This window comes from Sphingobacterium paludis (assembly GCF_004364125.1).
Lineage (GTDB): Bacteria > Bacteroidota > Bacteroidia > Sphingobacteriales > Sphingobacteriaceae > Sphingobacterium > Sphingobacterium paludis.
The window spans coordinates 386062-412673 of sequence record NZ_SNZV01000006.1; the positions used below are offsets into that span (position 1 = coordinate 386062).

Consider the following 26612-nt stretch of genomic DNA (forward strand, 5'->3'; position numbering starts at 1 on the left):
TCGTTGCTGATCTGAAAATGATAATATAAAAAATAAAGTACTTTGTTTTTCAAAGTTTATGCGTAAAAAAATTTATTTGTACTGCTGCTTGATAAGGTTTTCCAAGGCAATTAAATGGTTCTCAAAAGCCTTCCTTCCCTTATCCGTTTTCATATATCGCGTGTTGGGTTTTCTATCTACAAAACTTTTTTCCACAGTTAAGTATCCCTCCTTCTCCAAGGTTTTTAAATTGGAAGCCAAGTTACCGTCAGTTGCATCCAATAGCTCTTTCAGCGAACTAAAGTCGTAAAATTCATTGGCCATCAGTATGCTCATAATCTGCAACCGCAGCCGATTTTCAAATATCTTATTGTAAAGAGAGAGATCCAACCCCACTATTATTCGTATTTCTTGTACACTATAAAACCATAAATGATATGCAGAAAGCCAAATCCCGCCATCCAAAACCACAGACCGTAGCCTGGAAACAGCAAAGCTAACAATCCTAAACCAATTTTCAGAATCCCTAACCAGCGCACCTCCTTAAACGTATACATGCTTCCGTTTACCAGGGCAAGGCCATAGAACAGCAGCAATATCGAGGCAATCAGTGCCAAATACCCTTTAACGATGAGCAGGATAGCCAATAACCCACCGGTTACTAAAGGAACAGCCATGGCGAACAGCATGGATTTGCTGGCGGGGTTCCAGATCGTCTGCTTGGCACGCTTTGCTTTCCGCCGGGCCATAAGCACGCCCGTAACCAATGATGCAAGGAGAACCAGCACCGCGACTACGATTAGATAATGAACAATACCGTCGTCAGTAACATAGTGGTCTCGATAAGCCAATTTACCAAATCCGTAAACTTTCAAATAGGCTAATGATGCTCCAAGTAGCGCATACACGCCTATCAGCACAGCTGATAATCCCGATATGGATAGGAATTTCGATGACTTTTCCATCATCGAACGAATATGTCCTATTTCTTTTATTAAATCTTTCTGATCCATGCAAAGAACTTTGTTTTTCAAAGTAAATGAATTTAAAACACTTATGCAAATACATTTTTATCTTTCACATTTTTTTAAAAAATATTTTAAAAAAGACTTGCAGGATATGGTTTCGGTTCCTATCTTTGTGCCACAATAAAAGTCCTAATCACTGCGGAAGTGGCGTAATTGGTAGCCGCACCAGACTTAGGATCTGGCGCCGCAAGGCGTGGGGGTTCGAGTCCCTTCTTCCGCACTTGGATGTCCTCCCGAACTTAATAAACTCGGGAGGATTTTTTTTTGAAAAATGCGTAAAAGCTAAACGAGAGTATGAATATTTCACACCAAAAAGTTGACGACGTCAACGCAAACATCAATGTTGAATTAGCACCTGAGGATTATAATCCTGCAGTAGATAAAGCGATCAAAGACCAAGCAAAAAAAGCAAAACTACCTGGCTTCCGCCCAGGAATGGTCCCTACCGGTCACATCAGACGCACCTACGGAAAATCAATCCTTTTTGATGAAATCAATAAATTGGTAAATGATAAAATTGCTGAGTACATCGGTGAAAATAAGCTGGAAGTATTAGGCCAGCCCTTACCGTCCGAAAGCGATGCGGATGCAAACTACAATTGGGATTTCAAAGATACCTTTACGTTTAACTATGAAATTGGCTTAGCTCCGGAATTTGAGACGCCGTTTTCAAAAGAAACTGCTTTTACAGCGTATGCCATTAAAGCGGATGAAGCAACACTTGCAGAACGTGTTAAAAACCTCCGTCGCAGCTACGGAAAAATGACAAACCCGGAGGTGTCCGAAGAAGGCGATGTACTGTATGCAGCGCTTAAGCAAGATAAAGAGGAAGGTATTGAGAAAACCAGTTCCGTGCGTACCGATATTATCGAAGATGCTAAAATAAAGAAATCGTTAGTTGGCTTGAAAAAAGACGACAGCGTGAAGATTGATATCAAGAAAGCTTTTAAAACGGCTGATGCAGCACGCATCTTAGGAATCTCTGAAGAAGAAGTCGAAGCTTTGGATGTGACGAAATTTGAGCTAAGCGTACAAAACATCAATCGTCTTGAAGAATCAGCCTTGGATCAAGAGTTCTTCGATAAGCTATTCCCGGCAGGTGAAGTAACCAAAGAGGAAGAGTTCGAGGCGAAAGTAAAAGAAGAAGTAGAAAACTTGTTCAAGCAAAACGCTGATCAGAAATTACGCAATGACATCTACACCTATGGTATGGATAAAGTTGATGTTAAATTTCCGGAGCCGTTCCTTAAGAAATGGTTGAAAGCCACTAATCCAAATATCACGGACGCGGAACTAGAAGAAGGATTTGAAGATTTCTTAAGAAATTTAAAATGGACGATCATCGAAAACCGCATCGTTACGGCGAATGAATTAGAAGTGAAATATGATGAAGTGATCAATTTGGCGAAAGAGCGTATCTACGCGCAAATTAAGATGTACAACATCAACGAGGAGCCTTCCGAAGAGCAATTAAATCAATTCGCTATGCAACTTTTGCAAGATAGAGAGCAAGCGAACCGTCTTTTCGAAGAGGCAAAAGCTCTGAAGGTTTTTGAATATTTGAAGGAAAACGTAACATTGAATACGCAAGATATTCCTTACGTAGATTTCGAGAAGCTAGAAAAATAAGTTTCAGTAATTATAAAATGTTAGGGCTACCTGTATGGTAGCCTTTTTACTTTAAAGATACCACATGATACATATCCGAGCAGCGCAACCGCAAGACGCTTCCGCGATTGCAGAACTGATGTTATATGCTATGCAGGACATCGTGTATTATTTTATTGGCGAAGAGAATGCGCAGAAAGCCACTACATTCTTGCAGACGTTGATCAGCCAAACAGGAAACCAATATTCCTTGGAAAATACTATTGTTGCTGAAGTTGATGGCGTTGTTTTGGGGCAGTTGTGCTGCTACCCTGGCGAAGACATCATCAGTCTACGTGCTCCTGTTCTCGCCGAACTCGCCGAAAATTATGCACGGTCGATTGATCCGGAAATCGAAACGCAAGCTGGAGAAATGTACATCGATAGCTTAGCAGTCTCGCCTTTAGCCAGAGGTCGTGGAATTGGCAAAATGTTACTGCTTTACGCCATCGACCTATACTGTACCCGTCAACATAAGACCTTAGGACTTCTTGTCGATCGGGATAACCCGCAAGCGAAAAAGCTCTATCTCCAACTTGGCTTCAGGGAGGTTGGCCATAAATCTGTTTTTGGAAAAGAAATGTTCCATTTGCAATTCAGCCCTTAGGTCCAAGCAGGTCTGTAAAAAGCTGCCATAAAGCAATTCGTTGTAGACGAATGAACGAAAACTATTCAAGACCTTTATTCAAAGCCAAATACGCTTTCAGCGGCATTTTCGGCTTATAGTAATCAAAATGGTAAAGCTGCCCCTCTTGGTCAACCAAAATATAATCCGGTGTAAACTGTTTCACTTGGCCGATAACATAGTACGGAAAGCCGGAGGTCGGGCGTTCGAGAATACAATACGGCGCACCCTCGCCCATAAATATTTTCTGGACATGCGGATCTTGCTGAATTCTCGCCAACAATTTCTGTTCTTTTTTATTGGTCACCGTATAATAAGATGGATAATGTAGCGAATCTCGCCATAATTCAACGGGAGTATCGGCTGCATCAGCCACCTTGCCTACGACCTTTTCGCCATCTTTGTTTAACACAAATGTTTCATACTTTTTTAACGGATCGGGCACGATCGACCAGTGCTCGCCTCCTGCTTCAACCTTCCGTTTAACACCATTATATACGCGTACATAACCGCTTTCCAAAGGCTCAACAAAGTCATATCGAGCTGGAATCAGTATCTTCCCATAGGGATGAACGAGTCCCATTTTTTTAGTGTTGACATCTACAAATCTCCGCGCCCCCTCCCGAATATAATCGGCACCATTGTCAAAGAAAAAGGGGTGATACAGGATCTTCCCTTGTCGGTCATACGTCGTGTTGGCCGTGTAAGCCGCTTGCAGCGAGTCGAAGTCAAATGCTTGATGGGCGGGCATCCCATAAAAATCAAGGATAGACTCAGCAATGAGCTCACCATCCGACCAGTAGCCCACTGTAGGGTGATCAGCGGGAATGACGAAATGTCCGTCCTGATCTTTTACGCCCTGCTTCAAACTATCCGCTGTTATAAAAAGATATAATTTCTGCTCCTGCGCGATAGCGACAAGATGGAATGAAAACAACACAGAAATAACGATTGTACGTAGCATAGTATTCATATTGTGTTTGTACTGCGAATTACAAGATAAAAATTAAACAAGGAACATCAGGTATAATTTCCTAATTTTAAGTCGCACCAATAGATTATAGACATGAAAAGCTTTTTTTTATCTAGCCTTTTTCTCGGCATTGTTATGCTGCCCTTTGCTCAGCAAGCTGCACTTCGTGGAGCTTTTACCACAACAAAAGGCGATGAAAACTCTATCTGGCTGTTTGTAGATGGCTATTCTTCGCGGACCCATTACAAAGACGACGAATATCGATCAACCTCGGGAGGCCCTTTTACCTTTAGCGGAAACAAGCTAACTGTGCAGCTCGAATACAGTGATGCCCATGTGGACGCTGTAGGGAGCAATGAAACCGCGCAAATAACGCTGACAGCGGATGGGTTTCAAGAACAAGACGGAACCGTATGGAAAAAGCAAGCGACCCAAAAGCAGGAGTTGGATGGACTTTGGCGAATCACTGGAAGAATGCAAGATGATAAGATGAGTCGTATTCAGCGCGCAGACAGGAAAACGATCAAACTATTAATTGATGGTTATTTTCAGTGGATAGCCATTAATCCGGCCAACAAAGGATTTTACGGAACGGGGGGTGGGCATTACACGTTCGGGAATGGAAAATATAAGGAGCACATCCTGTTTTTCTCTCGAGACAACGCACGCGTTGGCGCACAACTATCATTTGATGGCGCCTTGCGGGGCAGAGATTGGCACCACAGCGGGTTAAGCTCAAAAGGCGACCCGATCCATGAAATATGGAGTCGGGAGCGCGAAGATTGACGTCCTGCTTGATCAGACAAATAAGTCGGAGCTAAGGTATCTGTCGCCACGATCACAGGCTATAAACACAATAATTCCTTCGTCAATCTCATTGGCTATGGCGAGGGCGGCATGCAAGGCTCCGCCAGTACTCATTCCGGCGAAGATACCCTCCTTTTTCACCAACTCGCGGGTCCGCATAGTTGCATCAGATTGCGCAATATCAATCACGCGATCTACCCGCGACGCATCAAAAATTTTGGGAAGGTATGCGGCTGGCCATCGGCGTATACCTGGAATGGAAGACTCTTCGGTGGGTTGACAGCCTACAATTTGTATGGCAGGATTCTGCTCTTTGAAAAACCTCGAACAACCCATAATGGTGCCCGTTGTGCCCATAGCGCTTACAAAATGAGTAATGCCGCCCGCCGTATCACGCCATATCTCAGGTCCAGTGGTTTTGATGTGTGCCAGGTAGTTATCTGGATTGGCAAACTGGTTTAGGATAAAATAACCTGCACTGGCTGCTTTCTCCTCGGCATAATCGCGGCAGACTTCCATCGACTCTAACAGGGTGACTTTCGCACCATAAGCTTCCATGGTTAGCGTGCGTTCTTTCGTTGATGTAGCCGGCATCACCAATTCCAGTTCCAGCCCATACAAGCAAGCGATCATCGCTAAAGCGATACCCGTATTTCCCGAGGTCGCTTCGATAAGTTTGGTATCTTGCGTAATCTCACCACGCTCCAGTGCCGATCGGATCATGTTCAATGCCGCACGATCTTTCACCGAGCCGGCAGGATTGTTGCCTTCCATCTTCGCGAAAATTTTGACCTTCGGATTGTCGTGAAAAGATTGAATTTCGACGAGTGGCGTATTGCCAATCGTATCTATTAACTGTGCCATTATGCGAGGGGTTTTGAATCAATAAATTTAGAGTTGGGTTGATGGTAGACGGTAGTGTAAGGATCTATGCTAGCGGTCAACCATACATTTCCGCCAATTAAGGAATGATGACCGATAACCGTTTGCCCGCCCAATATGGTTGCACCGGCATAAATAATAACGTAGTCTTCAATAATCGGGTGCCGCTGCGTATTGGCCATATTTTTTTCGACGCTTAATGCACCAAGGGTCACGCCTTGGTAAAGCTTAACGTGATCGCCAATGATACAAGTCTCGCCTATCACCAACCCTGTACCATGATCGATATACAGGTGTCGGCCGATACGTGCTCCGGGATGGATGTCGATGCCAGTCTTTGAATGTGCGTGCTCCGTCAGTATCCGTGGAATCAGGGGAACGTTCGCTAACCAGAGTTGATGCGCAATACGATACATACAGATTGCCGTGAAACCGGGGTATACACGAATCACCTCACGCATGCTCTTCGCCGCAGGATCACCATCCATAATGGCTTGCGCATCCGTAAGCATAATCTCGTAGATGGTGGGAAGCACTTCAAAAAATTCCCGCGCAATCAGCCGATTATCGCAGTGCGAACAGGCTTTTGTCTTCTGCAATAAGGCCAGCAACTCTTCTTCCGCTTCCTCAAAAGCAAGCCTCACGTCTTCTATGCGTAAAAACGTTGTCGCTTGTTTCTCGGGGAACAGCAAATGGAGAACACGCTTGGCCCAATCTGCAATGCGTGCATTGCTCGGCATGTCTTGCACTTCCAATTGCTTTTGAAATATATGCTGATAAAAGTCGTCGATGTTTTCCATGATTGCAGGTCAAATGTAAGATTCATTTTAAAAAATCCCACTATTTCTATAGGATTAATTTATCAAATAAGGCCTGATGTGTTTCCTCTGCAGCGATGCACAAGCCGGGATGCAGCACAGAACATTGGATAAGCGTACTTCGCTTGGCCGTCAACCAGCGAAATCGTTCCGCTTGGTCAAGCTCGGCCAAGCGCCCTGCGGTTTTATCGCCTGCGCAAATGCGCTGGAAAGAGTCTAGATGCTTAGCGATTAAAGCCAGATCTACCTCCCCAAACAAGCATCTACATTTTGATTCGTCCACGAATATTTTCACAGCAGCGTACCGCTGCTTTTTGCAGTACAGCGCGATGCCTACGTTGATAAACTCTTCTCGTTCAACACGCGGAACAACCCGCACCACAGCATATTCATATACGGTTCTTTCGCTCATCTGCTATTTGTTTAATAAAATTATCGGCGTGCGCTACTCGCCCCAATAGAAAAGAGACATACACCTCACGAGCCTCTGCTGCGGACAGCTCAAGGGATTCATCGACCAACCATTCATCTGGAATCAAATGCAATACGTTCCGAATATTTTCCTCGTTGAAAACAGCACGATAATTAGCGTTCACCTCCGGCACTTTCGATGCATATTGCAACAATACATGATCTTTTATCTGTATAAAAGGCTTCGCTAACTGTTCTTCCCAATTGTCCCAAGCATGATGAAAATACAAGGCGGCTCCATGGTCTATCAGCCAAAGTTCATGGTGCCAGACAAGCATATTGGTGTTGCGTACGGTACGATCTACATTCATCAACAGCGCGTCCAACCAGACTATTTTCGAGGCTTCCAAAGCATCTACTTGATCCACATTGGCATCAAAAGTGATCGCACCATGGAGGAAATGCACACCTAAATTTTTACCCACGGAGAAGCGAAGCAAATCCTGAATTTCCTCGTCAGGCTCCGTACGTGCAAAAGACTCATCAAGCTCGGCGAACACCATCTCGGGCATCCGCAAGCCCAGAAATCGTGCGAGCTCTCCCCCTATCAATTCAGCGACCAGTGCCTTGCGGCCTTGCCCCGCACCTCTAAATTTGATCACATAACTAAATCCGTCGTCAGCGTCAACGAGGGCCGGCAATGAACCTCCTTCTCGGAACGGTTGCACATACCGTGTAATCTGCACATCACGTATTTCTGGTGTAAATATTTTCATATAACCGTATAGTTTAGCAAAGCCTCATAGGGATCTCCCGTTAAACGGAGTAGATGCGCAAAGGCCGGTTCGGTTTTTATTCCCGAAAGCTTTAAAGCTATTACTTTTTGTTTGAACTCCTGTCCCATGGCCGTCAGAATTTCCCATTCTTTGACCAGGTGCATATACCCATTTTGCTGTTGAACGGGTATTTGCTGCGCGAATATTTCTATAGCAAAATCTTCTATCGTAAAGATAGCTAAAACTGTAGGTTCATCATTAACCACGAGTCTGGAACAGGAGAAACCGGGCCGACTGGCGAACGTAAGCTGCACAAATTCTTGAAAAGCATTCAGGTCATCCGCGCAGCAAAGAATATCAATATCACTGGAGGGAATACAAATATCCAGCGGAATTGTACCCGCCAAAACAGGCGTATAGGCTTGCAATTTCATGAACAGGCCCTCCCGTTCTAGGAGCTCGTACACGTTACGTTGTACCAGAGTACCGGTACGCAAATAGCCGATATGCTCAAATTTATCCTGATTTGATGCATGCATAGTCAAAAATAACACTTATTTTTCTTAATCATTAAATTGAGGGCCTATAGACCTTATGCAAATAACATATTCTCCCTATATTTGTACAACACGATATGGAAAGAACAACATCGACGATGGACACGACCACCGAATACAATACGGTCATCACGCATTGTAAAGATCTATTTTTAAAGAAAACAAAGGATTACGGTACGGCGTGGCGCATTATGCGACCATCTTCCATCACCGACCAATTATTTATCAAAGCACAACGAATCCGTACATTGGAAATAAAAAAGGTTTCCAAAGTGGGGGAAGGTATCGCAGACGAATATGTCGGGATCGTGAACTATTGTGTCATCGCGATGATTCAACTTGAACTGCCAGCTGCGGCTTCAGATGACTTGGATTACCTCTTTGTAGAAGAAAAATATACAGAAAAAGTAAACGAAACGCGCGATTTGATGTTTGCTAAGAACCACGACTATGGCGAAGCCTGGCGCGATATGCGCATCTCTTCATTGACAGATTTAATCCTGATGAAGTTGCATCGTGTCAAGCAAATTGAGGATAACAACGGCCAAACATTGGTATCTGAAGGCTTAAAAGCAAATTACCAAGATATGCTGAACTACGCGGTGTTCGCTTTGATCAAATTGGGGCTTGCCGGATAAAAAACAACTATGGAAACAAACTTTAATCCTACTCGAAAGAGAAAGACGAATGTAGAAGATGTCTTGCTTACGTTTAGCCGTCTATTCGTCGGTATTTTGTTTATTTTTTCCGGATTTATAAAGGCAAATGACCCAACAGGCTTCGGCTACAAGCTGCAGGAATATTTTCATGTCTTTCACTTAGATTCCCTCAACGACTACAGCACATGGATAGCAATCTTGATCTGCGGATTTGAAATGATAGCTGGTGCATTTTTGTTGCTAGGCCTTTACAAAAAAACGGTCGCCTGGGGCCTGCTGCTATTGATCATCTTCTTCACCTTTCTTACATTTTACTCGGCATTTTTTGAAGTGGTGACCTCCTGTGGTTGTTTTGGTGATGCTATCCCTTTAACGCCTTGGCAGTCTTTTATCAAAGACCTTATTCTCTTTGTCTTTATTTTAGTCATATTCCGCTATAGAAACCGGATAAAGCCACTATTAGCAAAAGGTGCTTTACGAAGCACGATGGCGACCATTGTTGTGTTACTTGCCTTTGGCATCGGAATTTACACCTACTACTTTTTGCCCTTTATCGATTTCCTTCCTTATAAAGAAGGAAATAACATACCCGAGCTTATGGTATTGCCGGAAGGAAAACAAGGTGATGTATTTGAATATATCTATGAAATCAAAAACAAAAGTACCGGTGAAACAAAAAAAGTGACCGATAAAGAATATATGGCTGGGATTTGGGAAGACGAAAACTGGGAAGTTGTTGGCGAACCTTCCTCCCGCTTGGTGAAAAAGGGCTATCAAATTCCAATCCCTGATTTATTAATATCAGACGCCGATGGCAATGATGTGACGCAAGAGATTGTAACTAACCCTTACTACAATTTTATTGTGGTCAGCACCTATGCGGACAAACTATCCACAGCTGATATAATTGCGCTTGACCGCATAAATACTACTATCCGCGATCTATCCACTGATTTCAATATTCGCGCCGTATTACTGACGGCAAGCTCGGCACAGGTAGCCAACAGCTTGAACGAAGAAATGGACCTGATGTTAGAAATGTTTTACGCCGATGCCGTGCCGTTGAAAAGCATGGTGCGATCGAATCCAGGCGTTCTGCTTTTGCAAAACGGTGTGGTTATCAAGAAATGGTCGAAAATAACTTTCCCTTCCAAGGAGGAACTAGAAAAGCAATATCTCGCAAAATAAAATGAATCGACCGATTTTTCTTATTGGATTTATGGGTAGTGGCAAGACGACATTAGGTCGTAAACTAGCCAACCATTTACAGAAAGAATTTATTGACCTTGACCAGCTCATCGTACAGCGGGTGGGTATGTCTATCCCCGAATATTTCGAAAAACATGGGGAACAGCAATTCCGAATAGTGGAAAGCCAAATCTTGAAAGAGCAAACTGCTAGTAATGTAGTCGTATCTACAGGTGGCGGTAGCCCTTGTTATTTCGATAACATGGAATGGATCGTAACACATGGCACGGCTGTGTATTTGCACCTAACACCGAAAGCTTTACACGCCCGGCTGCAACAATCAAAAATTCATAACCGACCGGCCTTAAAAGGCCTATCGGGCGATGAGCTCCTCCAATTTATTGAGGAAAAACTGGCCGAACGGACGCCTTTTTATACGCAGGCTCACCTCCACATCGATCAACTTAACACATCGGTAGAAATGCTTTCCCAAGCCTTAGCGAAGTATGCGACAGCAGATTAAACTATTGGCCTTATGCGTAATTCTCGTCGTTTCTGCGGGATGTTTTCGGCAGGAAAGAGCGTCCAACCTGGCAAATATTAGCAACCACAATCAGGTTTTTAATTTTTCCAGCATAGAGGATCTTTATCGCTTTCTAACCTATTCGGATAAAAGGTTACCCATGGTTAGCGCACACCGGGGCGGGCCAGACGTGGACTACCCGGAAAATGCCATTGAAACTTTTCAACGGCTTGCTTACAAAACCCCCATCATCATCGAATGTGATATTGCGTTATCAAAAGATTCTGTGCCGATCCTCATGCATGATCAGTTTCTGGAAAGGACCACTACCGGGAGCGGCAAAGTCAATCATCAAACACTACGGGAGCTCAAAGATCTACGTTTGAAAGATCCATTCGGAAAGATCACCAATTACCAGATCCCTACGCTGGAGGAAACGCTGCTGTGGGGTGTGGGCAAGGTTATTTTTACATTGGATGTCAAGCGTGATGTTCCCTATCGCATGGTGGTTGATGCTATTCGCAAAGCAAAGGCCGAAGCTTACTGTATCGTGATCACCTACAGCGCTGATCAGGCAGCTACGGTTAACAACTTGGCGCCCGACCTCATGATTTCCGCCTCTATAAAAAGTGCAGACGATCTGTTGCGGCTTAGTGATGCGGATGTGCCCGACACGCGGATTGTCGCTTTCATAGGGACGGCAGAAGCGAAAAAGCCGTTGATCGATCTACTGCACCAACATGGAATACTCTGTATTTTAGGGACCATGGGTAACTTGGATAAACAAGCGGAGCAACGAGGCAAACAGATGTATGCGCAATACATTGAAAATGGCGCCGACATTTTGAGTACCGACAGACCGCTGGATGCAGCATCAGCACTTAACTATTATAGTGCAAAAAGGGGACTGTCTTCACCTTACATCAATTAATTGGCTATGCGCTTACGCAGAGGCATGCTAGTATAAAGTGTTAATATATCCACGCTGAGCTACCCCTATCGTGCTGTCATATTCAAGTTCATAGCCATATCTAATATTCGACTACAATGATCGAGATCGCGAAGCATATAAAGAAACTTGAAACGGAAAGAAGAACGTTGCATGCTAAGCCAGCCCTACAACGTGTAGCTTTTCACGTGGTATTAATCAACCTTCATCAGCATATCACCACGAATCATTTTTTTTGTAAAGGGATGGGACTAAGCTAGCAGAAGCAGTCGCTGAAAGAAATTTTTGTACGCTTAACAAAATAAATAAAACAATTCCCTCGATCCTGTGTTATTAGGTATACATTAACACTTGATTAAATATGAAAAAGTTTACATTTTTGATGGCTTTGTTAGGAGGTTTCGCGCTTAACGCCGAAGCACAGAAGGTTGAAACGGTGCCTCAAACTTCTGCTAACGTAGGGCTAGAGCCTATTAAACAAGGAAATTGGATGCTAGGTGGATCTATAGGGAATATCGGCTATAGCTTCGAAGGTGATCAATTCAGAATCAACTTAAATCCCCGCGCAGGCTACTTTATCACAGACGGTTTGGCTATTGGTGCACAGGCTAATTTAGGTCTTGCAACATTTAAAGGTGAGGATAATGTATACAATTATGGAATTTCTCCTTTTGTACGTTATTACTTCCCTGGCGGTGCTAGTGCGACTGGTCGCTTCTTCGGACAAGGTGATATCGGTATCGCTGGTAGTAGCCCAGGCAGTGATGTTTCATTAGCATTAGGCGCGAACGTTGGTTATGCACACTTCATCACACAGACCGTTGCATTGGAGGTAATGGGTGGCTATAACTACAGCAAAGCAAACCTAAACTCGGGTAACGGACAAAGTGGACTTGGTATATCTCTTGGTTTCCAAATCTACCTTCCAGGACAAAGATAGGTCTTTAAAGCTTTTTATGCTTTTGCGCACGTTCCTGAAAAGGAACGTGCGTTCTTGTTTTACCGCCATGTTTATCCCATTTACTCGGAGGGATTTTTCCGAACATGTCCATGCTGGAAGGCGGATATGCCAGCCTATATTCCTTTTTTACACTTACTCCATATCTCTTCGATTCGCTGCTTGAGCATTCAGCAAAATGACATTGCCCTATCTACCCCATCGGCCTTTACTTTTTGGCTAGCCATACGGGAAATATGGATATTAGGGCATTTTTGGAACCCTAATGCAGTCTCTTCTCTACCTGTATCGGCATACGCAGCAACAGGGTCATTCTGTCCCAGTGTTAAGAAAATACAAAAAACTGAAAGGTTAAAAATTTACCATAAACTTATCTTAAATCCATCTTTTATTACTCAATAAAATAAATACTAGCATTTTCCTATTGTAACATGCCATAATTGGAATTTTTATTTATAAATTTACCACCATGTAAACTAACACTTATCCTACATGAACAAGAGCTCCAGTACGCGAAAAGCTATCGTGCAAGCTTTTATTTTCTGTACACTTGACATTTTTATAGCAAGTTGCAGCATCAATTCGAAAATATCACAAGCGAAAACGATCCAAACAACCAAGAGAATGCTAAATCCGATAGCACCTCCAGGCGTATATATTGCGGATCCCGAAGTCAGAAAGATGCCCAATGGCAAAATCTTTTTATACGGATCAAAAGATGATGTTGGCAACCAATGGTGCTCTAACAACTACAATGTACTCTCTACCGACAATTTGGTCGAGTGGAATATGGAGCAAACCTCATTTGCCACGGAAGGAGTTGGTAAACAAACGGACTATACCACGCAGCTATTGTATGCTCCGGATTGTATAGAGCATAATGGGAAGTACTATTTATACTATTGTCTCGCGACCAATGAAGAAAATGAAGGAGTAGCTGTTTCGGATAGTCCGTATGGTCCATTTAAAAACGGGCAGATCATGAAAGGCGCGGAAGGAATAGATCCTTCGGTATTTATTGATGATGACGGTCAAGCCTATCTTTTTTGGGGCCAAGCCAATGTTAAAGGAGCGAAGCTGAGTCAAGATATGAAGCAGATCGCAGGCCCAATAACGGAAGGCCTGTTGACTTATAAGGTACATAAGTTTAACGAAGGAAGTTCCGTAAGAAAGCATAATGGCATTTATTATTTTGTTTATGCGAGTCATGTAAGACATGGGGAGAGTAACTGCGCGACATTATGTTATGCAACATCGACATCGCCTTTAGGTCCATATACCTATGGCGGGGTCATTATCGATAATTGGGGGAGTGGTCGGAATCTAGTCAATAACCACGGTTGTATCGAAGAAATTGATGGGCAGTGGTATGTCTTTTACCACCGACCAACACATGCAAGCTCAACTATGCGCAAAGCATGTATGGAGCCCATTTTCTTTGAAAAAGATGGAACGATTCGCGAAGTTGAAATGACAACGCAAGGAGCCGGGGGGCCTATAGATCCTACCCTCCGCATGGAAGCTGCAAGAGCCTGTTTAATGGATGGAAATGTGTTTGTTCAGGTGCGACGCCCGGCAAATGATATCCCCGTCGAATTTTTAAAAGATTTCCGAACTGGCGACCATGCGGTATGGAGGTACTTTGATTTTACAGGCAAAAATTTGAAACAGTTTACTTGTAAAACCTGGGGCAATACCCAAGATGCAATCATTGAAATTCGTATAGACGGCGTGGGCGGTCAGTTGTTGGGTACCGTCGATATTGCAGCGCATCAAGAGGAAACGGCCTACGCGATACATACTGCTGCTGTTCAAAAAGTAACCGGTATTCATGCCATTTATCTTGTTGTCAGATCAAAAAAAGAGCAAGACAAAAGCAAGGATCTACTGAATCTAGAATGGTTTGAGTTTGGCCGTTAGTTCAGTCCTTTGACCGCTTCAGCTTAAATAGCGTAGAATAAAATCAGCATTTACTTATGACAATGGCTATTGAACATTCGTTCAAAAAAGGACCGGAATTCTTGAAAGATTCCGGTCTTTTTTCCAGCCAGCTGTATGACGAGTCAAAATAATATTTGGCGTTAATTCCTAAAATCTATTTGGAGACAGATCCTTTTTTTTTTTTTTTACTTTTTCATAGAACCGGTTTCTGCCAATCGAAGGTGCCAACTAAAGGCCTCTTCCAATAAGTGGGGGGTATGGCCGCCGCGAGCACATGCCCTATCGAAATAAGATTGCAATTGATCGCGGAAGTCGGGATGTACGCAGTTGTCAATGATCTTTTGTGCGCGTTCCCGAGGCGCCAAACCACGAAGATCAGCCAATCCTATATCCGTAACTAAAATATCCACATCATGCTCCGTATGGTCAACATGGGAAACCATCGGCAAAACGTGCGAAATGCTGTTATTTTTGGATGCGGCCTGCGTGACAAATATGCTGAGGTACGCATTACGGGCAAAATCTCCAGAACCGCCTATACCATTCATAATTTTTGTACCCGCAATATGCGTCGAGTTTACATTGCCGTAAATATCAAACTCAATAGCCGTATTCATCGCGATAATCCCAAGTCGACGTATCAGACCAGGTGTATTGGAAATATTTTGAGGACGTAGCACCACTTTATCGCGGTATTTTTGCAGGTTACCGAACACACGCTCATAACAGGCGGATGAAACGGTAATGGAGGATGCAGACGCAAAAGAGAGCACACCCGAATCGATAAGATCAAACGTGCTATCTTGAAGAACCTCCGAGAACATCGTAAGATCATAGAAATTACTATGCTTAAAACCGGTTAGCACGGCATTAGCCACCTTCCCTATCCCCGCTTGCAACGGCAATAACCGATCGGTTAAATGGCCCAACTGTACTTCATTTTCAAAAAACTTTAAGATATGACTGGCTATGGCTGTCGTTTTTTCGTCAGGCTCCGCAATATCTGCCGGACTATCTTTTTTATCCGTAAAAACGATGGCGACGATCTTATCCGGATTTACCGAAATCGTCTTTCGCCCTATCTTATTCCATGGCGCCACAATGGGGATAACATTTCTATGCGGATAGTTTTCTGCTTTGTAAATATCGTGCAGACCATATACTTCCATGGGAATGGCCGTATTGATCTCCAAAATAACCTTATCGGCTAGTTCTGCAAAAGTCGCAGAATTACCCACCGAGGTAGTTGGCACCAAACTACCATCTCTATCAATATAAGCAACCTCAAGCACAGCGATATCGACCGGTGGGACAATATTGTTATGGAGCAGCTCCACGCTTTCGCTTAGATGTTGATCGATAAACAGCACCTCGCCCGCATTGATTTTATTGCGTAAGACCCGATCTACCTGAAAAGGCATCCGTTTTTTTAGAACGCCGGCCTCGGCTAGTTTACCATCGGTATCATGTCCTAAGGATGCGCCTGTCATCAACGTAATCTTGATAGGATCTGTTTTTGCACGCTCGGCCAAGGCTGGAAGCACAACTTTACTATCGCCGGCTTTTGTGAAGCCACTCGCACCAACAACCATATCATTTTTAAAGAAACGAACTGCTTCCTCCGCAGTCATCACTTTATCTTTTAACCGTTCTAATTTTATTCTTTCGTAAGCCATATTGCATATGTTAATTCCCTTGATGTAAGAGCCCTTAGAGCGCCCTATACAATAATACGCATATTTTGATTGTACATTTTATTGATTATTGCCAGTTTGTTATCATCTGCTTCAATTTTCAGTATAAGCAAGCCCTTACTGACTTGGTTATCTCACTAAAAAATAAGAGATTTATAGCTTAGATCAGAAACATAGGCTTTATGAGCGATAATTTGTATGTCGATAAATACTATATCACCGAAGTGGATTCATTTGAAGACAGCATTTATTGTCATCATGCCATGATGGGCGAAAATTATATAGCCGAGCACAGCCATAAGAAAGGTCAATTTTTGTATACGGAAGGCGGTATCGTTTTTTTGAGAACTGATGAAAAATCGTATTTCCTACCGGCGCGCCATTATATATGGATTCCCGGCGGGGTGCGCCATAGCATCCATCCAAGTAGTCCAGAAGTTGTGATGCGCAACCTCTACTTTCCAAAATTTAAGACGGATACACCTTTTTTTGATCGGGTAAACATTTATCCGGTGAATGATTTTTTGATTGAATTCATCATGTTCACAAACCGTTGGACAGGTAATATCTTTCCGACAGAAGAGCCAAAATTTTCCATTGCGAAATCCTTCAAACTTATCCTGCCCGAAGTCTCCAATGCAGAACTGCCCTTAGCCTTACCTTATCCGAAGCACGAAAAGCTCAAGGAAATCGTCAGTTTCCTGGAACAAAGAATTGACGAAAACATCAGTTTTAAAAAATTGGCGCAAGAGTTTGATCTCAGTGAACGTACGTTGGCTCGACTTTTTCAGCGCGAACTCAACATGTCATTTATCCAGTACTACACGATCCTTCGCATGTTAACGGCCTTAAAACTATTGCTTGATGACAAGTTAAGCGTCAATGAAGTTGCGATGCGCGTAGGATACAGCAGTCTTCCTACGTTTAGCAATACATTCAATAAGATCATTGGTGTGCGACCTAGCGAATACGTAAAGAATAGGAATTTATTATTTTAACCCCTTAAACCTAACGCATGAAAATCACGTTTCTATCGGTTCTTGCTGCAAGCACGATCTTCTTAGCCTGCGCCACGAAAACGAATACCACATCTACAGCGGGAAAACCAAAAGCTATTCAGCTTTTTAATGGAAAAGACATTAAAAATTGGACGCCCAAGATTCGGTTGCACGAAACCGGCGACAATTACGCCAATACCTTTCGCGTGGAAGACGGGCTGCTGAAGGTGCGATACGACGGCTACGACGAGTTCAACCAGCAGTATGGGCATTTGGCCTACAATACGCCCTACAGCTATTACCTACTGCGTTTAGAATATCGTTTTGTGGATGAACAGACAAAAGGCGGTGAGGATTGGGCTTGGCGAAATAGCGGGGCCATGTTGCACGGGCAAGATCCGAAGACCATGTTAAAAGATCAGGATTTTCCAATCTCCATTGAAGGTCAACTCCTTGGTGGCAACGGCACCGATGCACGCACCACCTCTAACTTATGTACACCGGGAACCAATGTGGTTATCCAGGAAAAACTATTCACACCACATTGCTTGAGTTCTACATCGAAAACATATCACGGCGACCAATGGGTGACAGCGGACTTCTTGGTATTGGGAGATTCCATTATACAACACATATTAGACGGTCAAGTCGTCTTGGAATACAATAAACCACAGGTTGGCGGCGGTAGCGTTGAAAATTACGACCCCAATCAAAAGCCTGATGGAAAACTACTAGACAGCGGCTTCATCTACTTGCAGAGCGAAAGCCACCCAATTGATTTTCGCAAGGTGGAACTCTATGACCTGTCCCCCTACAAAAATCAGAAAGCGACGCTGGAAAAGGTCCTCAGCACACTTCTGAACGAAAAAACGCGCTTGTAAGCTAAGCGCGTTTTTTTAAAAACAAGAAAAGGGCAGTACACAAATACTACCCAAATATATCATTAAAACAAGAAGTACTTACGCTAGCTTGTTAACAAACTTAGTCAATTTAGATTTGTTGTTAGATGCCTTCTTCTTGTGAATAACATTCTTTTTAGCCAAACGATCCAACATAGAAACTACTCTTGGCAATAAAGCTTTTGCTTCTTCAGCACTAGTTGAGTTACGTAATTTTTTAATTGCGTTACGTGTAGTTTTTGCCTGGTAACGGTTTCTTAAGCGTTTTGCTGCGTTTGCTCTAATTCTTTTAATCGAAGATTTATGATTTGCCATTTCTCTTAGCTAATTTATTTTCTGTGTACTAATTTCGGAATGCAAAAATAGCACGATAATATCAATATTCAAAATCTATTTTTAAAAAAGTACGGCCGTCGATTTTTACATCGCGCTGCTTGCCAATTTAAATCCTTATTTTTGGCGTTTTAAATAGAGAGTTGATGCAAAAATTATCGATGGATGAATTGAATCGGCCTGATGTCGAATCATTTAAATCACAAACGAAAACGCCCATAGTTATTATTCTTGACAATGTCCGCAGCATGCATAATGTAGGTTCTGCCTTTCGCACAGCCGATGGCTTTGCTATCGAAAAAATAGTATTGTGTGGTATTACAGCCACTCCCCCTCACCGGGAAATCGAGAAAACAGCACTTGGTGCAACGCAATCTGTTGTATGGGAGTATGTACAGGACACGACGGAGGCCATACACGCTTTAAAAGAAGATGGATACATGATCTTAGCGATAGAACAAGCAAACGGAAGTACTGAACTTCAGGCTGCGGAGGTCGATAGCGCGCAGAAATATGCTTTTATATTTGGAAATGAGGTACATGGAGTGTCTGATGAGGCCATGCGTGATGTGGATGCATGTCTAGAAATTCCGCAGTTTGGCACGAAGCATTCTTTCAACGTATCCGTAACGGTTGGTATCGTGGTTTGGCATTTTGTTCAAAAGTTGAAGCTTTTCTAAAAAATGGCATATTTAGCATAAGCTTAATTTTTAGAAGTCGTTGCAAAATAGTAGATTTGCTTTGCAAAAAAACAGATAAAATGAGTGTATTAGTAAATAAAGATTCAAAGGTAATCGTACAAGGTTTTACCGGAAATGAAGGTACTTATCACGCTTCTCAAATGATTGAGTACGGAACAAACGTTGTCGGTGGTGTTACGCCAGGAAAAGGTGGCCAATCACACTTGGATCGCCCGGTATTCAATTCAGTACAAGATGCCGTAGATTCAACTGGCGCCAACGTTTCTATAATTTTCGTTCCACCTGCATTTGCTGCTGATGCAATCATGGAAGCTGCGCAGGCTGGTATCGAAGTTATTGTTTGTATCACAGAAGGTATTCCTACCAAAGATATGATTCAAGTTAAATCTTACTTGAGTGACAAGAATTCTCGTTTAATCGGTCCTAACTGTCCGGGTATCATTACCGCTGAAGAAGCGAAAATCGGTATCATGCCAGGTTTCATCTTTAAAAAAGGTAAAGTGGGTATCGTATCTAAATCAGGAACCTTGACGTACGAAGCTGTCGATCAAACTGTAAAAGCAGGATTAGGGATCACAACAGCTATCGGTATCGGTGGTGACCCGATCATTGGAACGACTACGAAAGAAGCTGTTGAATTACTGATGAACGATCCGGAAACCGAAGGTATCATCATGATCGGTGAGATCGGTGGTGGCATGGAAGCTGAAGCGGCCAATTGGATCAAAGAATTCGGCACAAAACCTGTCGTGGGTTTTATAGCGGGCCAAACAGCGCCTCCGGGACGCCGTATGGGGCATGCTGGAGCAATCGTAGGTGGTGCTGATGATACAGCTGCTGCAAAGATGAAAATCATGCGTGAGTGTGGAATCCGTGTCGTAGAATCTCCTGCGGAGATCGGCGCTGCAATCGCAGAAGAATTAGCAAAATAAGTTTCTCTTATACAAATAGAAAAAGCTCGACATCATATCGAGCTTTTTCTATTTTTTACCATCACCTATACCGGGAACATCTTTTTGTCACGCCTTGAATAATTGATGCAACGGGACTCCATCTGCCGAATGAGGTGCCTATTCCTTGTTTTTCTTTTCATAGGAATTAATCGCCTGTGCAATGTCATCCATCGAAAAATTCCCTTTAACCTCGATGAATACGTGTTCGCCATCCTCGGAAGAAACGCCTAGCATCAGCTTTCTAATCCGATCGCGTTTTGTTTGCGCGTTGATTGTAATCCGATCTCCATCGCTGATAATACTCGCATATTCTTCCATATTTTCATGTCTCAGAAAGTCTTTGAAGTTTTCTTGGATACGATCACTGTTTTGTGCGTTGGACAGCGTCGTCAATTTAACACTCTTAATCTTCCGCATGGCAAGCCTCAACATCTCATCATCTTCCTCTCGCAATTCTTTTCGCAGGAAGGGTTTGACTAGGAACATCGGCATCTTTACCGATACAATTTCGGCATCGCGCCCGACGAGCGAGCGATTCACAAAACTCATATTGGAGCTTTGCTTCACGTAGCAGGATTGAATCATCAAAACAACGGCTACACAAAAGGTAAGTTGATAAATTTTTACCATGGCTATTTTTCGTTAACTAATTTATTAATGTCGGCATAACTGATTTTGCCGTCTAAGATCATGAAGATAGTGCTGCCATCAGCAGAAATATCGAGTAGTAGATTACTTAAAACATCGCCACTGGCACTCTCCGCGAGAAATTTTATCCGGCTACCTTCGCTATGTATGGCCATTAATTCTTCGTAATCAATATTCGAGAATGCCTGCTTGACCTCATTTTGGATATGAAGGCTGTCGCTATTTTCCACGACTAGCATTTTTATAGAATTAATTTTAGTCAATAAGGGCTTGATCTGCCCCATCTCCTCTTCACCAATATTAAGTTTATTGATCATATTGAACATGGGCTTCCCTATCTTGATAGAGGTTACACCTTTTGCTTCCTGATATTTATCAAATATCTTATCGAGCTTGGACACTTGTGCATGGGTCCAGGTTGCACAAAGCAACAGTAACATGGATAATATCGTTTTCATCTTTTTTTAACTTTACAATTCAACATTTATGTATTTAACTTTCTCTAGAGCATGTTTTCCTTCTTGAAAATTACTCGCCATGATTTTCAAGGATGCCAGCACAATCTGTTCCGCTTCTTCCTGATCGTATACCGGCTGACCGTTTAGGATAACATAGGATTCCTCCGTAGGTTCTTGTTCTAAAAGGCTAACTGTTTCAGATCGAGGACCACTATTTTTGTGCTTATTCTGTTTATTTTCTTTTTTGCTTACTTCGGCATAGGAAGGCTGTTCCTGCCCCACCTTGCTTTCCTGAACATCTACTGCCTTGGGAACAATGCTGACGTCTGAAAACTGCGGCTGCTGGTATTTAGCTTCTTGGTGTGGCATGTTTCGCAGGAAAAATAGTCCCGCGACAAACAGCGCGATCGCAGCAGCAGCATAAGTAACATACAGGAGCTTGCTTTTCTTTTTTGTATCATCGACTATGCCGTCTGAGCCTTCTGCCATTTCCATGAACGTGTCAAACTCCAAGTCCATCTTTTCTTCGGACAATTCGTTCAAGCCGTTGAAATAAGGCTCGTCCGCGTTTGTTTTCAGTATTTTCTCTTCTTGCAAAGACGAAATCCCTTCCCAGTATTTATCCTCCATTTTTGTTGATCTGTCTTTTTTCATAATCAAAAATCTTTTGTAGTTGTGCCTTTATTTTTTGCCGAGCACGCGTGAGATTTACGCGCACAGCACTTTCTTCCATGCCAATCGTTTCGCCAATTTCTGCTATGTCATAGTCCTCTATGTCTCGCAGATGCATCACCAATTTTTGTTTCTCCGGCAAAGCCGCAATTAGCCGTTGAATCAATTCTTTGGTCAGTGATGGGTAACGTTCATCCACCACCGCTTCCGTTAAATTATTTTGGTATAGCTGGACCACTTTGCTATGTTTCAACTTGTTCATAGCATCATTACGTACACAACGCATCGCAAATGCTTCCAAATTGCCAACAGCGGTAAGTTCGCTACGCTTTTGCCAAAACTTCATCATAATTTCTTGTACGAGATCATGAGCTTCATCCTCATCCATTAGCATACTTTTTGCAAAGCGATACATCTTGTCTTTCAGGACAAAGACCGTCTTTTTAAAAGTTTCTTGATTCATTTGGCTCATTTAATAGGTAGACAACTGCGACGCAGCAAATATTACATCTAATTTCTCTTTTTTTTAAAAAAAATCACCGTGATCGTTCCAAACAAATTACTTATTTTCATATCCGTTTAGAACAGAGCAAAATTACCGATATGAAAAGACTAATCATTACCACATTTTTTTCCATTTTCCTACTGCTGACCTATGGACAGGCCGTGGATCAAACGTATATAAAAAACAATTACACAAAAATCGAAGAGTACATCACGATGCGGGACGGTGTACGACTATTTACGTCTATTTACATCCCTAAAGACCAAAGCCAAAAGTATCCTATCATGCTCAATCGTACGCCTTACACTGTGGCTCCTTATGGCACGGAAGATGTTAAACCCTACCTTGGAAATTTTCCGGAAATGACTAAAGCGGGCTATATATTCGTGTATCAAGATGTGCGCGGACGATGGATGAGTGAAGGGACCTATGAAAATATAAGACCGACGCGCAGCAAAGAAAATGGACAAAAAATTGATGAAAGCACGGATACGTATGACACCATCGACTGGCTTGTTAAAAACGTAAAAAACAATAACGGCAAAGTAGGGATGTATGGAATATCTTACCCTGGCTTCTATGCTACAGCAGCCCTTATCGGCAGCCACCCTGCCTTGAAAGCTGTATCGCCACAGGCTCCGGTGACAGATTGGTTTATTGGTGATGATTTTCACCATGGGGGCGCGCTCTTTTTAATGGATGCTTTTCGCTTTATGTACAGCTTTGATGCACCTCGTCCAAAACCTATCACCAATGCCGATGCTCCCAAAGGCTTTCAGCTTGATTCAAAAGACTACTATCGGTTCTTTTTAGCTAACCCAACGCTCGCTGGGCTAAAAGCCAAATATTTAGATCATACCGTCAAATTCTGGGATGATCTTGCAAAGCATAGCGTTAGGGATACATTTTGGACCAGCAGAACCGTCACGGAACATCTAGGTACCGTGAAGCCCGCGGTGTTGGTTGTTGGCGGACTATTTGACGCGGAAGACACCTACGGCGCTTTTGAAACGTATAAACAAATTGAAAAACGAAGCCCTAAAAATAACAGCGTACTCGTCGCTGGGCCTTGGTACCATGGCGGCTGGGTACGCGCAGAAGGCGACTCCTTCGGCGATATTCGTTTTGGTGAAAAAACGAGTCTGTACTACCAAAAAGAAATTGAGCTCCCGTTTTTCGAGTACCACTTGAAAAGTAAAGGAAATTTCAAGCCGGCCGAAGCAACCGTATACCTCACGGGTGCTAACACCTGGAAAAAGTTTCAGCAATGGCCTCCTGTTGATAGGAAGGAAAAAACTTTTTTCCTCACATCGGATGGGAAGCTCACCACGGATGCTAATGTGTCTAGCGAAGATCATTTGGTCTACGGCAGCGATCCGAACAAACCCGTGCCCTTTCAGGAAGGCATCATAACGGACAGAACGCGCGAATACATGCTGGCAGACCAGCGATTTGTAGCCAACCGTCCTGATGTTGTGCTGTTTGAAAGCGATGTGCTAACAGAAGACCTTACCGTAGTCGGGCCTGTTCACGCAAATCTAATTGTTTCTATGACGGGTACCGATGCAGATTTCGTAGTTAAACTGATCGACGTATATCCAGACAGCAGCAACGCTACATCTCCGCGCGATGAGAAAACAGTGATGTCAAACTACCAAATGCTTGTGCGGGGCGAGGTACTTCGTGGAAAATTCAGGGACAGTTACAGCGAGCCAAAAGCCTTTGTTCCAAACCAGAAAACACCAGTTAATGTGCAACTCCCCGATGTAGCACACACCTTTAAAAAAGGACATAAGCTGATGATTCAAATTCAACATTCGTGGTTTCCTTTAGTCGACCGAAATCCAAATCAATTTATAGATATCTATAAGGCAGAAGAAAAGGATTTTATCAAGAACGAACACAGGCTGTACTTCTCCAAAGAAAGCCCAAGCCGTATCAGTTTCGGTATCATAAATTAAGCTTTTCAGCACAAAAAAAACCTAGTCAACGTGTGGCTAGGTTTTTTTTATACGGCAGTATTATTTTCCGTACTTGGCTGGTTGGTTATCCGGGACAGTCGTCTTTTGAATAAACTGCCGGATATCCTCGGTTGCCTGAATCAGGTCGTCTTTACGTAAATACATCATGTGCCCGCTCTTGTACGCTTTAAAACTCATTCGGGAAGATAATCTACCGGAAGGATCCATTTGCCACATATTATATTTCGCATTGAAGTAATCCGTCGCACCATCGAAATAGCCCGACTGTACCATCAGGTGCAAATAGGGATTTGCGGCCATCGCCTGACGTAAATTTAACCCGGTGTTATCATTACTTCTATCCCAAGGATGCACAGGCCCGAATACATTATATTTCACATCCGTTTTATAATTCAATTCGTTCCAGAAATAATAATTCACCGCTGGTGTGAAGGCATGCAACCAAGAAGTCAACTCGGCATTGTAATCGGGCCGCTCACCAGCATCTCGCAAGTCGATTCCTAAATAGCGGGAGTCGAGCCTTCCGATGGTATACCCTTCTTTTCGCATCAGCTCCTTCCAGAACAAAGCCGTGGATATATCCAGATTATTCTGACTAACGACTTCTTTTGCCAATGCCGTGTAGCTGGCAACTTGCTGCACGACTTTCTCCCTTTCCGTTGTAGAGATGGAGGAGCCACGCGCGATTGCGGGCAGAAAGACATTCAATGTATACTGTTCCACCTCGGCCAAGAGGCTTTCCAAATCGCGCTGCTGCAGCTGCGCATCTAGCTTTTTATGGTACCAGGCAGCAGCTGTAAAGTAAGGCAAACGCAAGGCAGCATCCATGGCACCATCGCGTTTTATACCCAGATCCGTTGGCGAAACCAGCATCACACCATTTAAATACATCCATTGCGCATTTTGCAACTCCAGCGCCAGGCCGGAAACCCGGGTTGTACCATAACTTTCTCCAATGAGATATTTAGGAGAGGTCCATCGATTGTGTCGCGTCACAAAGGTATTGAGCCATTCCGCCAGATACCGAATATCAGCATTGGTTCCGAAAAACAAACCGCGGTCAGCTTTCTCATCTACCACACGCGAGTATCCCGTGTTGATCGGGTTCACGTAGACGATATCAGCCACATCCAATATAGAATATGGATTTTCTTTGATACCATAAGGCTGCACGGGATATCCCTCCTCGTCGATATTTAATAACCGAGGACCGGTATAAGCGAGTTCCATCCATACCGATGCAGATCCCGGCCCACCATTAAAAGATATCAGTAGTGGCCGGTGTGCGAGATCACGCACATCATCTCGAGTATAGTAGCTATACTGTACCGTTGCCAATACCTTACCCGCTGCATCCCAGACGGGTTGCGTGCCCGCTTTGGCAGTATACGTGAAACGCTGTCCCTTTACGGTTATCTGATGCTTTGTTATAATGGCACTATCAACTGGCGGAATACGCTGAGCGTAGGCGTTTGTAGCTCCCAAAAAAAGTAAAATCGAAAAGATGATGGTTTGTTTCATTACGTTGATAATTAAGCAAGTAGTTATGTAATCCTAATAACGCATTTTTTTTAATGTTTACCTACTGTTCACAAGAATTTTACGACAATACGTTGGGGGCTTTAGTCGGGGGTGCGTAATGATTATAGATTTTAGTAGATAGTACGTAGTAGGTAGATTGGGTAATGCTTATTGGGTAGCGCGTAATGGGATATTATAGATTTTAGTGTATAGCACGTAGTAGGTAGATTGGGTAGTGGGTAAAGCGAATTGAGATATGAAGTGTCTTACAGTGGACGTCCTTGCGAGCCAGAGGTACGAGGGCGCGGCAATCTTGCTTGTTGAGTAGTGAGTAGTGCGTATGGCGTATTGAGATATAATAGATTTTAGTGTTTCATTGTAGGATCTGCTACCAGGCACAATCCTTTTGAATTTTCACTTTTAACTTTTTAATTTTTACTTTTTACTTTTTAAAAAACAAAAGCCCGTTATCTTTCGACAACGGGCTCCGTATTAAATTCGGCACCGACCTACTCTCCCACCTGTTA

Annotated in this window: 29 protein-coding genes and 1 tRNA gene; 15 read left to right on the forward strand and 15 right to left on the reverse strand. The window is 43.2% G+C overall.

Going from position 1 to position 26612, the window contains the following annotated elements; genetic code table 11:
- Positions 1–72: 72 nt before the first annotated feature.
- Together B0I21_RS13945 and B0I21_RS13950 are read right to left on the reverse strand one after the other, a co-directional pair.
- Positions 73–375 carry a winged helix-turn-helix domain-containing protein gene (locus B0I21_RS13945; RefSeq protein ID WP_133641091.1) on the reverse strand — a complete coding sequence of 101 codons (303 nt, stop codon included), beginning with the start codon at positions 373–375 and terminating at the stop codon, positions 73–75.
- A 2-nt stretch (positions 376–377) separates the two neighbouring features.
- Complete coding sequence (locus B0I21_RS13950; RefSeq protein WP_133641092.1) at positions 378–992, reverse strand: hypothetical protein; 615 nt, start codon at positions 990–992, stop codon at positions 378–380.
- A gap of 153 nt (positions 993–1145) precedes the next feature.
- Here B0I21_RS13950 and B0I21_RS13955 point away from each other — a divergent pair.
- The 3 genes from B0I21_RS13955 (at position 1146) to B0I21_RS13965 (ending at position 3261) form a co-directional block, all read left to right on the forward strand.
- Positions 1146–1227: transfer RNA gene (locus tag B0I21_RS13955), tRNA-Leu, on the forward strand.
- A 74-nt stretch (positions 1228–1301) separates the two neighbouring features.
- Positions 1302–2636 (forward strand): trigger factor, encoded by a 1335-nt coding sequence (locus B0I21_RS13960; protein ID WP_133641093.1) that lies wholly within the window; start codon positions 1302–1304, stop codon positions 2634–2636.
- Between the two features lie 64 nt (positions 2637–2700).
- Positions 2701–3261, forward strand: a complete 561-nt coding sequence (locus B0I21_RS13965) for a GNAT family N-acetyltransferase (RefSeq protein WP_243836138.1) — start codon at positions 2701–2703, stop codon at positions 3259–3261.
- Positions 3262–3322: 61 nt separating this feature from the next.
- On the opposite strand, the gene B0I21_RS13970 is transcribed toward B0I21_RS13965, so the two are convergent.
- A complete protein-coding gene (locus tag B0I21_RS13970) occupies positions 3323–4243 on the reverse strand; it encodes a WG repeat-containing protein (RefSeq protein WP_166637857.1) in 921 nt (306 codons plus the stop codon).
- Between the two features lie 102 nt (positions 4244–4345).
- Here B0I21_RS13970 and B0I21_RS13975 point away from each other — a divergent pair, with 102 nt between their 5' ends.
- Positions 4346–5038 carry a hypothetical protein gene (locus tag B0I21_RS13975; protein ID WP_133641095.1) on the forward strand — a complete coding sequence of 231 codons (693 nt, stop codon included), beginning with the start codon at positions 4346–4348 and terminating at the stop codon, positions 5036–5038.
- Between the two features lie 12 nt (positions 5039–5050).
- Here the strand turns inward: B0I21_RS13975 and cysM are convergent, their stop codons facing one another.
- From cysM to B0I21_RS14000, 5 genes are read right to left on the reverse strand one after another with little or no spacing between them, the layout of a single operon-like run.
- On the reverse strand, positions 5051–5923 hold the full coding sequence (cysM, locus tag B0I21_RS13980) for a cysteine synthase CysM (protein WP_133641096.1): 873 nt from the start codon (positions 5921–5923) through the stop codon (positions 5051–5053).
- Positions 5923–6741, reverse strand: coding sequence for a serine O-acetyltransferase EpsC (epsC, locus tag B0I21_RS13985; RefSeq protein WP_133641097.1), 819 nt, complete (start codon positions 6739–6741; stop codon positions 5923–5925). Before epsC ends, cysM begins: the two co-directional genes overlap by 1 nt.
- A 46-nt stretch (positions 6742–6787) precedes the next feature.
- Positions 6788–7171: a DUF3037 domain-containing protein gene (locus B0I21_RS13990; RefSeq protein WP_133641098.1), complete on the reverse strand. Its 384-nt coding sequence runs from the start codon at positions 7169–7171 to the stop codon at positions 6788–6790.
- The gene (locus B0I21_RS13995; protein WP_133641099.1) at positions 7149–7946 is read right to left on the reverse strand and encodes a HipA family kinase; all 798 of its coding nucleotides are present in this window, start codon (positions 7944–7946) and stop codon (positions 7149–7151) included. The genes B0I21_RS13990 and B0I21_RS13995 overlap by 23 nt, the downstream gene beginning before the upstream one ends.
- Positions 7943–8485, reverse strand: coding sequence for a DUF4269 domain-containing protein (locus B0I21_RS14000; RefSeq protein ID WP_133641100.1), 543 nt, complete (start codon positions 8483–8485; stop codon positions 7943–7945). Before B0I21_RS14000 ends, B0I21_RS13995 begins: the two co-directional genes overlap by 4 nt.
- A 116-nt stretch (positions 8486–8601) precedes the next feature.
- On the opposite strand from B0I21_RS14000, the gene B0I21_RS14005 reads away from it, so the two are divergent.
- The 6 genes from B0I21_RS14005 (at position 8602) to B0I21_RS14030 (ending at position 14700) form a co-directional block, all read left to right on the forward strand.
- Positions 8602–9141 (forward strand): DUF1599 domain-containing protein, encoded by a 540-nt coding sequence (locus B0I21_RS14005; protein ID WP_133641129.1) that lies wholly within the window; start codon positions 8602–8604, stop codon positions 9139–9141.
- Between the two features lie 9 nt (positions 9142–9150).
- Positions 9151–10350, forward strand: coding sequence for a BT_3928 family protein (locus B0I21_RS14010; protein WP_133641101.1), 1200 nt, complete (start codon positions 9151–9153; stop codon positions 10348–10350).
- Between the two features lies 1 nt (position 10351).
- Entirely contained in the window at positions 10352–10873 is a 522-nt protein-coding gene (locus B0I21_RS14015) for a shikimate kinase (RefSeq protein WP_133641102.1), read from the forward strand.
- Positions 10857–11804 carry a glycerophosphodiester phosphodiesterase family protein gene (locus B0I21_RS14020; protein WP_133641103.1) on the forward strand — a complete coding sequence of 316 codons (948 nt, stop codon included), beginning with the start codon at positions 10857–10859 and terminating at the stop codon, positions 11802–11804. The genes B0I21_RS14015 and B0I21_RS14020 overlap by 17 nt, the downstream gene beginning before the upstream one ends.
- Positions 11805–12183: 379 nt before the next feature.
- Positions 12184–12762 carry a hypothetical protein gene (locus B0I21_RS14025; RefSeq protein WP_133641104.1) on the forward strand — a complete coding sequence of 193 codons (579 nt, stop codon included), beginning with the start codon at positions 12184–12186 and terminating at the stop codon, positions 12760–12762.
- 642 nt (positions 12763–13404) lie between these two features.
- On the forward strand, positions 13405–14700 hold the full coding sequence (locus B0I21_RS14030; protein WP_208292349.1) for a family 43 glycosylhydrolase: 1296 nt from the start codon (positions 13405–13407) through the stop codon (positions 14698–14700).
- Between the two features lie 206 nt (positions 14701–14906).
- On the opposite strand, the gene B0I21_RS14035 is transcribed toward B0I21_RS14030, so the two are convergent.
- Positions 14907–16397, reverse strand: coding sequence for an acetyl-CoA hydrolase/transferase family protein (locus B0I21_RS14035; RefSeq protein ID WP_133641106.1), 1491 nt, complete (start codon positions 16395–16397; stop codon positions 14907–14909).
- A 200-nt stretch (positions 16398–16597) separates the two neighbouring features.
- Here B0I21_RS14035 and B0I21_RS14040 point away from each other — a divergent pair, with 200 nt between their 5' ends.
- On the forward strand, positions 16598–17413 hold the full coding sequence (locus B0I21_RS14040) for a helix-turn-helix domain-containing protein (protein WP_133641107.1): 816 nt from the start codon (positions 16598–16600) through the stop codon (positions 17411–17413).
- Between the two features lie 17 nt (positions 17414–17430).
- Positions 17431–18294 carry a 3-keto-disaccharide hydrolase gene (locus tag B0I21_RS14045; protein ID WP_133641108.1) on the forward strand — a complete coding sequence of 288 codons (864 nt, stop codon included), beginning with the start codon at positions 17431–17433 and terminating at the stop codon, positions 18292–18294.
- A gap of 78 nt (positions 18295–18372) precedes the next feature.
- Here the strand turns inward: B0I21_RS14045 and rpsT are convergent, their stop codons facing one another.
- Positions 18373–18627 (reverse strand): 30S ribosomal protein S20, encoded by a 255-nt coding sequence (gene rpsT, locus B0I21_RS14050; protein WP_037499930.1) that lies wholly within the window; start codon positions 18625–18627, stop codon positions 18373–18375.
- Between the two features lie 164 nt (positions 18628–18791).
- On the opposite strand from rpsT, the gene B0I21_RS14055 reads away from it, so the two are divergent.
- Both B0I21_RS14055 and sucD read left to right on the forward strand, forming a co-directional pair.
- Positions 18792–19325 (forward strand): RNA methyltransferase, encoded by a 534-nt coding sequence (locus B0I21_RS14055; RefSeq protein WP_133641109.1) that lies wholly within the window; start codon positions 18792–18794, stop codon positions 19323–19325.
- 80 nt (positions 19326–19405) lie between these two features.
- Positions 19406–20278 carry a succinate--CoA ligase subunit alpha gene (sucD, locus tag B0I21_RS14060; RefSeq protein ID WP_133641110.1) on the forward strand — a complete coding sequence of 291 codons (873 nt, stop codon included), beginning with the start codon at positions 19406–19408 and terminating at the stop codon, positions 20276–20278.
- Between the two features lie 138 nt (positions 20279–20416).
- Here sucD and B0I21_RS14065 read toward each other — a convergent pair whose 3' ends face one another.
- Genes B0I21_RS14065 through B0I21_RS14080 form a run of 4 tightly spaced genes read right to left on the reverse strand, consistent with a single transcriptional unit; the run spans position 20417 to position 22540 of the window.
- Complete coding sequence (locus tag B0I21_RS14065) at positions 20417–20929, reverse strand: DUF4252 domain-containing protein (RefSeq protein WP_133641111.1); 513 nt, start codon at positions 20927–20929, stop codon at positions 20417–20419.
- Positions 20930–20931: 2 nt separating this feature from the next.
- A complete protein-coding gene (locus B0I21_RS14070) occupies positions 20932–21405 on the reverse strand; it encodes a DUF4252 domain-containing protein (RefSeq protein ID WP_133641112.1) in 474 nt (157 codons plus the stop codon).
- Between the two features lie 12 nt (positions 21406–21417).
- The gene (locus B0I21_RS14075; protein WP_133641113.1) at positions 21418–22059 is read right to left on the reverse strand and encodes a hypothetical protein; all 642 of its coding nucleotides are present in this window, start codon (positions 22057–22059) and stop codon (positions 21418–21420) included.
- Positions 22025–22540, reverse strand: coding sequence for an RNA polymerase sigma factor (locus tag B0I21_RS14080; RefSeq protein WP_133641114.1), 516 nt, complete (start codon positions 22538–22540; stop codon positions 22025–22027). The genes B0I21_RS14075 and B0I21_RS14080 overlap by 35 nt, the downstream gene beginning before the upstream one ends.
- A gap of 140 nt (positions 22541–22680) precedes the next feature.
- Between B0I21_RS14080 and B0I21_RS14085 the strand changes: the two genes are divergently transcribed.
- On the forward strand, positions 22681–24543 hold the full coding sequence (locus B0I21_RS14085) for a CocE/NonD family hydrolase (RefSeq protein WP_166637858.1): 1863 nt from the start codon (positions 22681–22683) through the stop codon (positions 24541–24543).
- A 60-nt stretch (positions 24544–24603) separates the two neighbouring features.
- Here the strand turns inward: B0I21_RS14085 and B0I21_RS14090 are convergent, their stop codons facing one another.
- Entirely contained in the window at positions 24604–26085 is a 1482-nt protein-coding gene (locus B0I21_RS14090; RefSeq protein WP_133641115.1) for a S10 family peptidase, read from the reverse strand.
- Positions 26086–26612 lie beyond the last annotated feature (527 nt).

Coding starts and splice junctions, on each gene's coding strand:
- B0I21_RS13950 (WP_133641092.1), bottom strand. CDS start 992: ATGGATCAGAAAGATTTAATAAAAGAAATAGGACATATTCGTTCGATG.
- B0I21_RS13960 (WP_133641093.1), top strand. CDS start 1,302: ATGAATATTTCACACCAAAAAGTTGACGACGTCAACGCAAACATCAAT.
- B0I21_RS13965 (WP_243836138.1), top strand. CDS start 2,701: ATGATACATATCCGAGCAGCGCAACCGCAAGACGCTTCCGCGATTGCA.
- B0I21_RS13970 (WP_166637857.1), bottom strand. CDS start 4,243: ATGCTACGTACAATCGTTATTTCTGTGTTGTTTTCATTCCATCTTGTC.
- B0I21_RS13975 (WP_133641095.1), top strand. CDS start 4,346: ATGAAAAGCTTTTTTTTATCTAGCCTTTTTCTCGGCATTGTTATGCTG.
- cysM (WP_133641096.1), bottom strand. CDS start 5,923: ATGGCACAGTTAATAGATACGATTGGCAATACGCCACTCGTCGAAATT.
- epsC (WP_133641097.1), bottom strand. CDS start 6,741: ATGGAAAACATCGACGACTTTTATCAGCATATATTTCAAAAGCAATTG.
- B0I21_RS13990 (WP_133641098.1), bottom strand. CDS start 7,171: ATGAGCGAAAGAACCGTATATGAATATGCTGTGGTGCGGGTTGTTCCG.
- B0I21_RS13995 (WP_133641099.1), bottom strand. CDS start 7,946: ATGAAAATATTTACACCAGAAATACGTGATGTGCAGATTACACGGTAT.
- B0I21_RS14000 (WP_133641100.1), bottom strand. CDS start 8,485: ATGCATGCATCAAATCAGGATAAATTTGAGCATATCGGCTATTTGCGT.
- B0I21_RS14005 (WP_133641129.1), top strand. CDS start 8,602: ATGGACACGACCACCGAATACAATACGGTCATCACGCATTGTAAAGAT.
- B0I21_RS14010 (WP_133641101.1), top strand. CDS start 9,151: ATGGAAACAAACTTTAATCCTACTCGAAAGAGAAAGACGAATGTAGAA.
- B0I21_RS14015 (WP_133641102.1), top strand. CDS start 10,352: ATGAATCGACCGATTTTTCTTATTGGATTTATGGGTAGTGGCAAGACG.
- B0I21_RS14020 (WP_133641103.1), top strand. CDS start 10,857: ATGCGACAGCAGATTAAACTATTGGCCTTATGCGTAATTCTCGTCGTT.
- B0I21_RS14025 (WP_133641104.1), top strand. CDS start 12,184: ATGAAAAAGTTTACATTTTTGATGGCTTTGTTAGGAGGTTTCGCGCTT.
- B0I21_RS14030 (WP_208292349.1), top strand. CDS start 13,405: ATGCTAAATCCGATAGCACCTCCAGGCGTATATATTGCGGATCCCGAA.
- B0I21_RS14035 (WP_133641106.1), bottom strand. CDS start 16,397: ATGGCTTACGAAAGAATAAAATTAGAACGGTTAAAAGATAAAGTGATG.
- B0I21_RS14040 (WP_133641107.1), top strand. CDS start 16,598: ATGAGCGATAATTTGTATGTCGATAAATACTATATCACCGAAGTGGAT.
- B0I21_RS14045 (WP_133641108.1), top strand. CDS start 17,431: ATGAAAATCACGTTTCTATCGGTTCTTGCTGCAAGCACGATCTTCTTA.
- rpsT (WP_037499930.1), bottom strand. CDS start 18,627: ATGGCAAATCATAAATCTTCGATTAAAAGAATTAGAGCAAACGCAGCA.
- B0I21_RS14055 (WP_133641109.1), top strand. CDS start 18,792: ATGCAAAAATTATCGATGGATGAATTGAATCGGCCTGATGTCGAATCA.
- sucD (WP_133641110.1), top strand. CDS start 19,406: ATGAGTGTATTAGTAAATAAAGATTCAAAGGTAATCGTACAAGGTTTT.
- B0I21_RS14065 (WP_133641111.1), bottom strand. CDS start 20,929: ATGGTAAAAATTTATCAACTTACCTTTTGTGTAGCCGTTGTTTTGATG.
- B0I21_RS14070 (WP_133641112.1), bottom strand. CDS start 21,405: ATGAAAACGATATTATCCATGTTACTGTTGCTTTGTGCAACCTGGACC.
- B0I21_RS14075 (WP_133641113.1), bottom strand. CDS start 22,059: ATGAAAAAAGACAGATCAACAAAAATGGAGGATAAATACTGGGAAGGG.
- B0I21_RS14080 (WP_133641114.1), bottom strand. CDS start 22,540: ATGAATCAAGAAACTTTTAAAAAGACGGTCTTTGTCCTGAAAGACAAG.
- B0I21_RS14085 (WP_166637858.1), top strand. CDS start 22,681: ATGAAAAGACTAATCATTACCACATTTTTTTCCATTTTCCTACTGCTG.
- B0I21_RS14090 (WP_133641115.1), bottom strand. CDS start 26,085: ATGAAACAAACCATCATCTTTTCGATTTTACTTTTTTTGGGAGCTACA.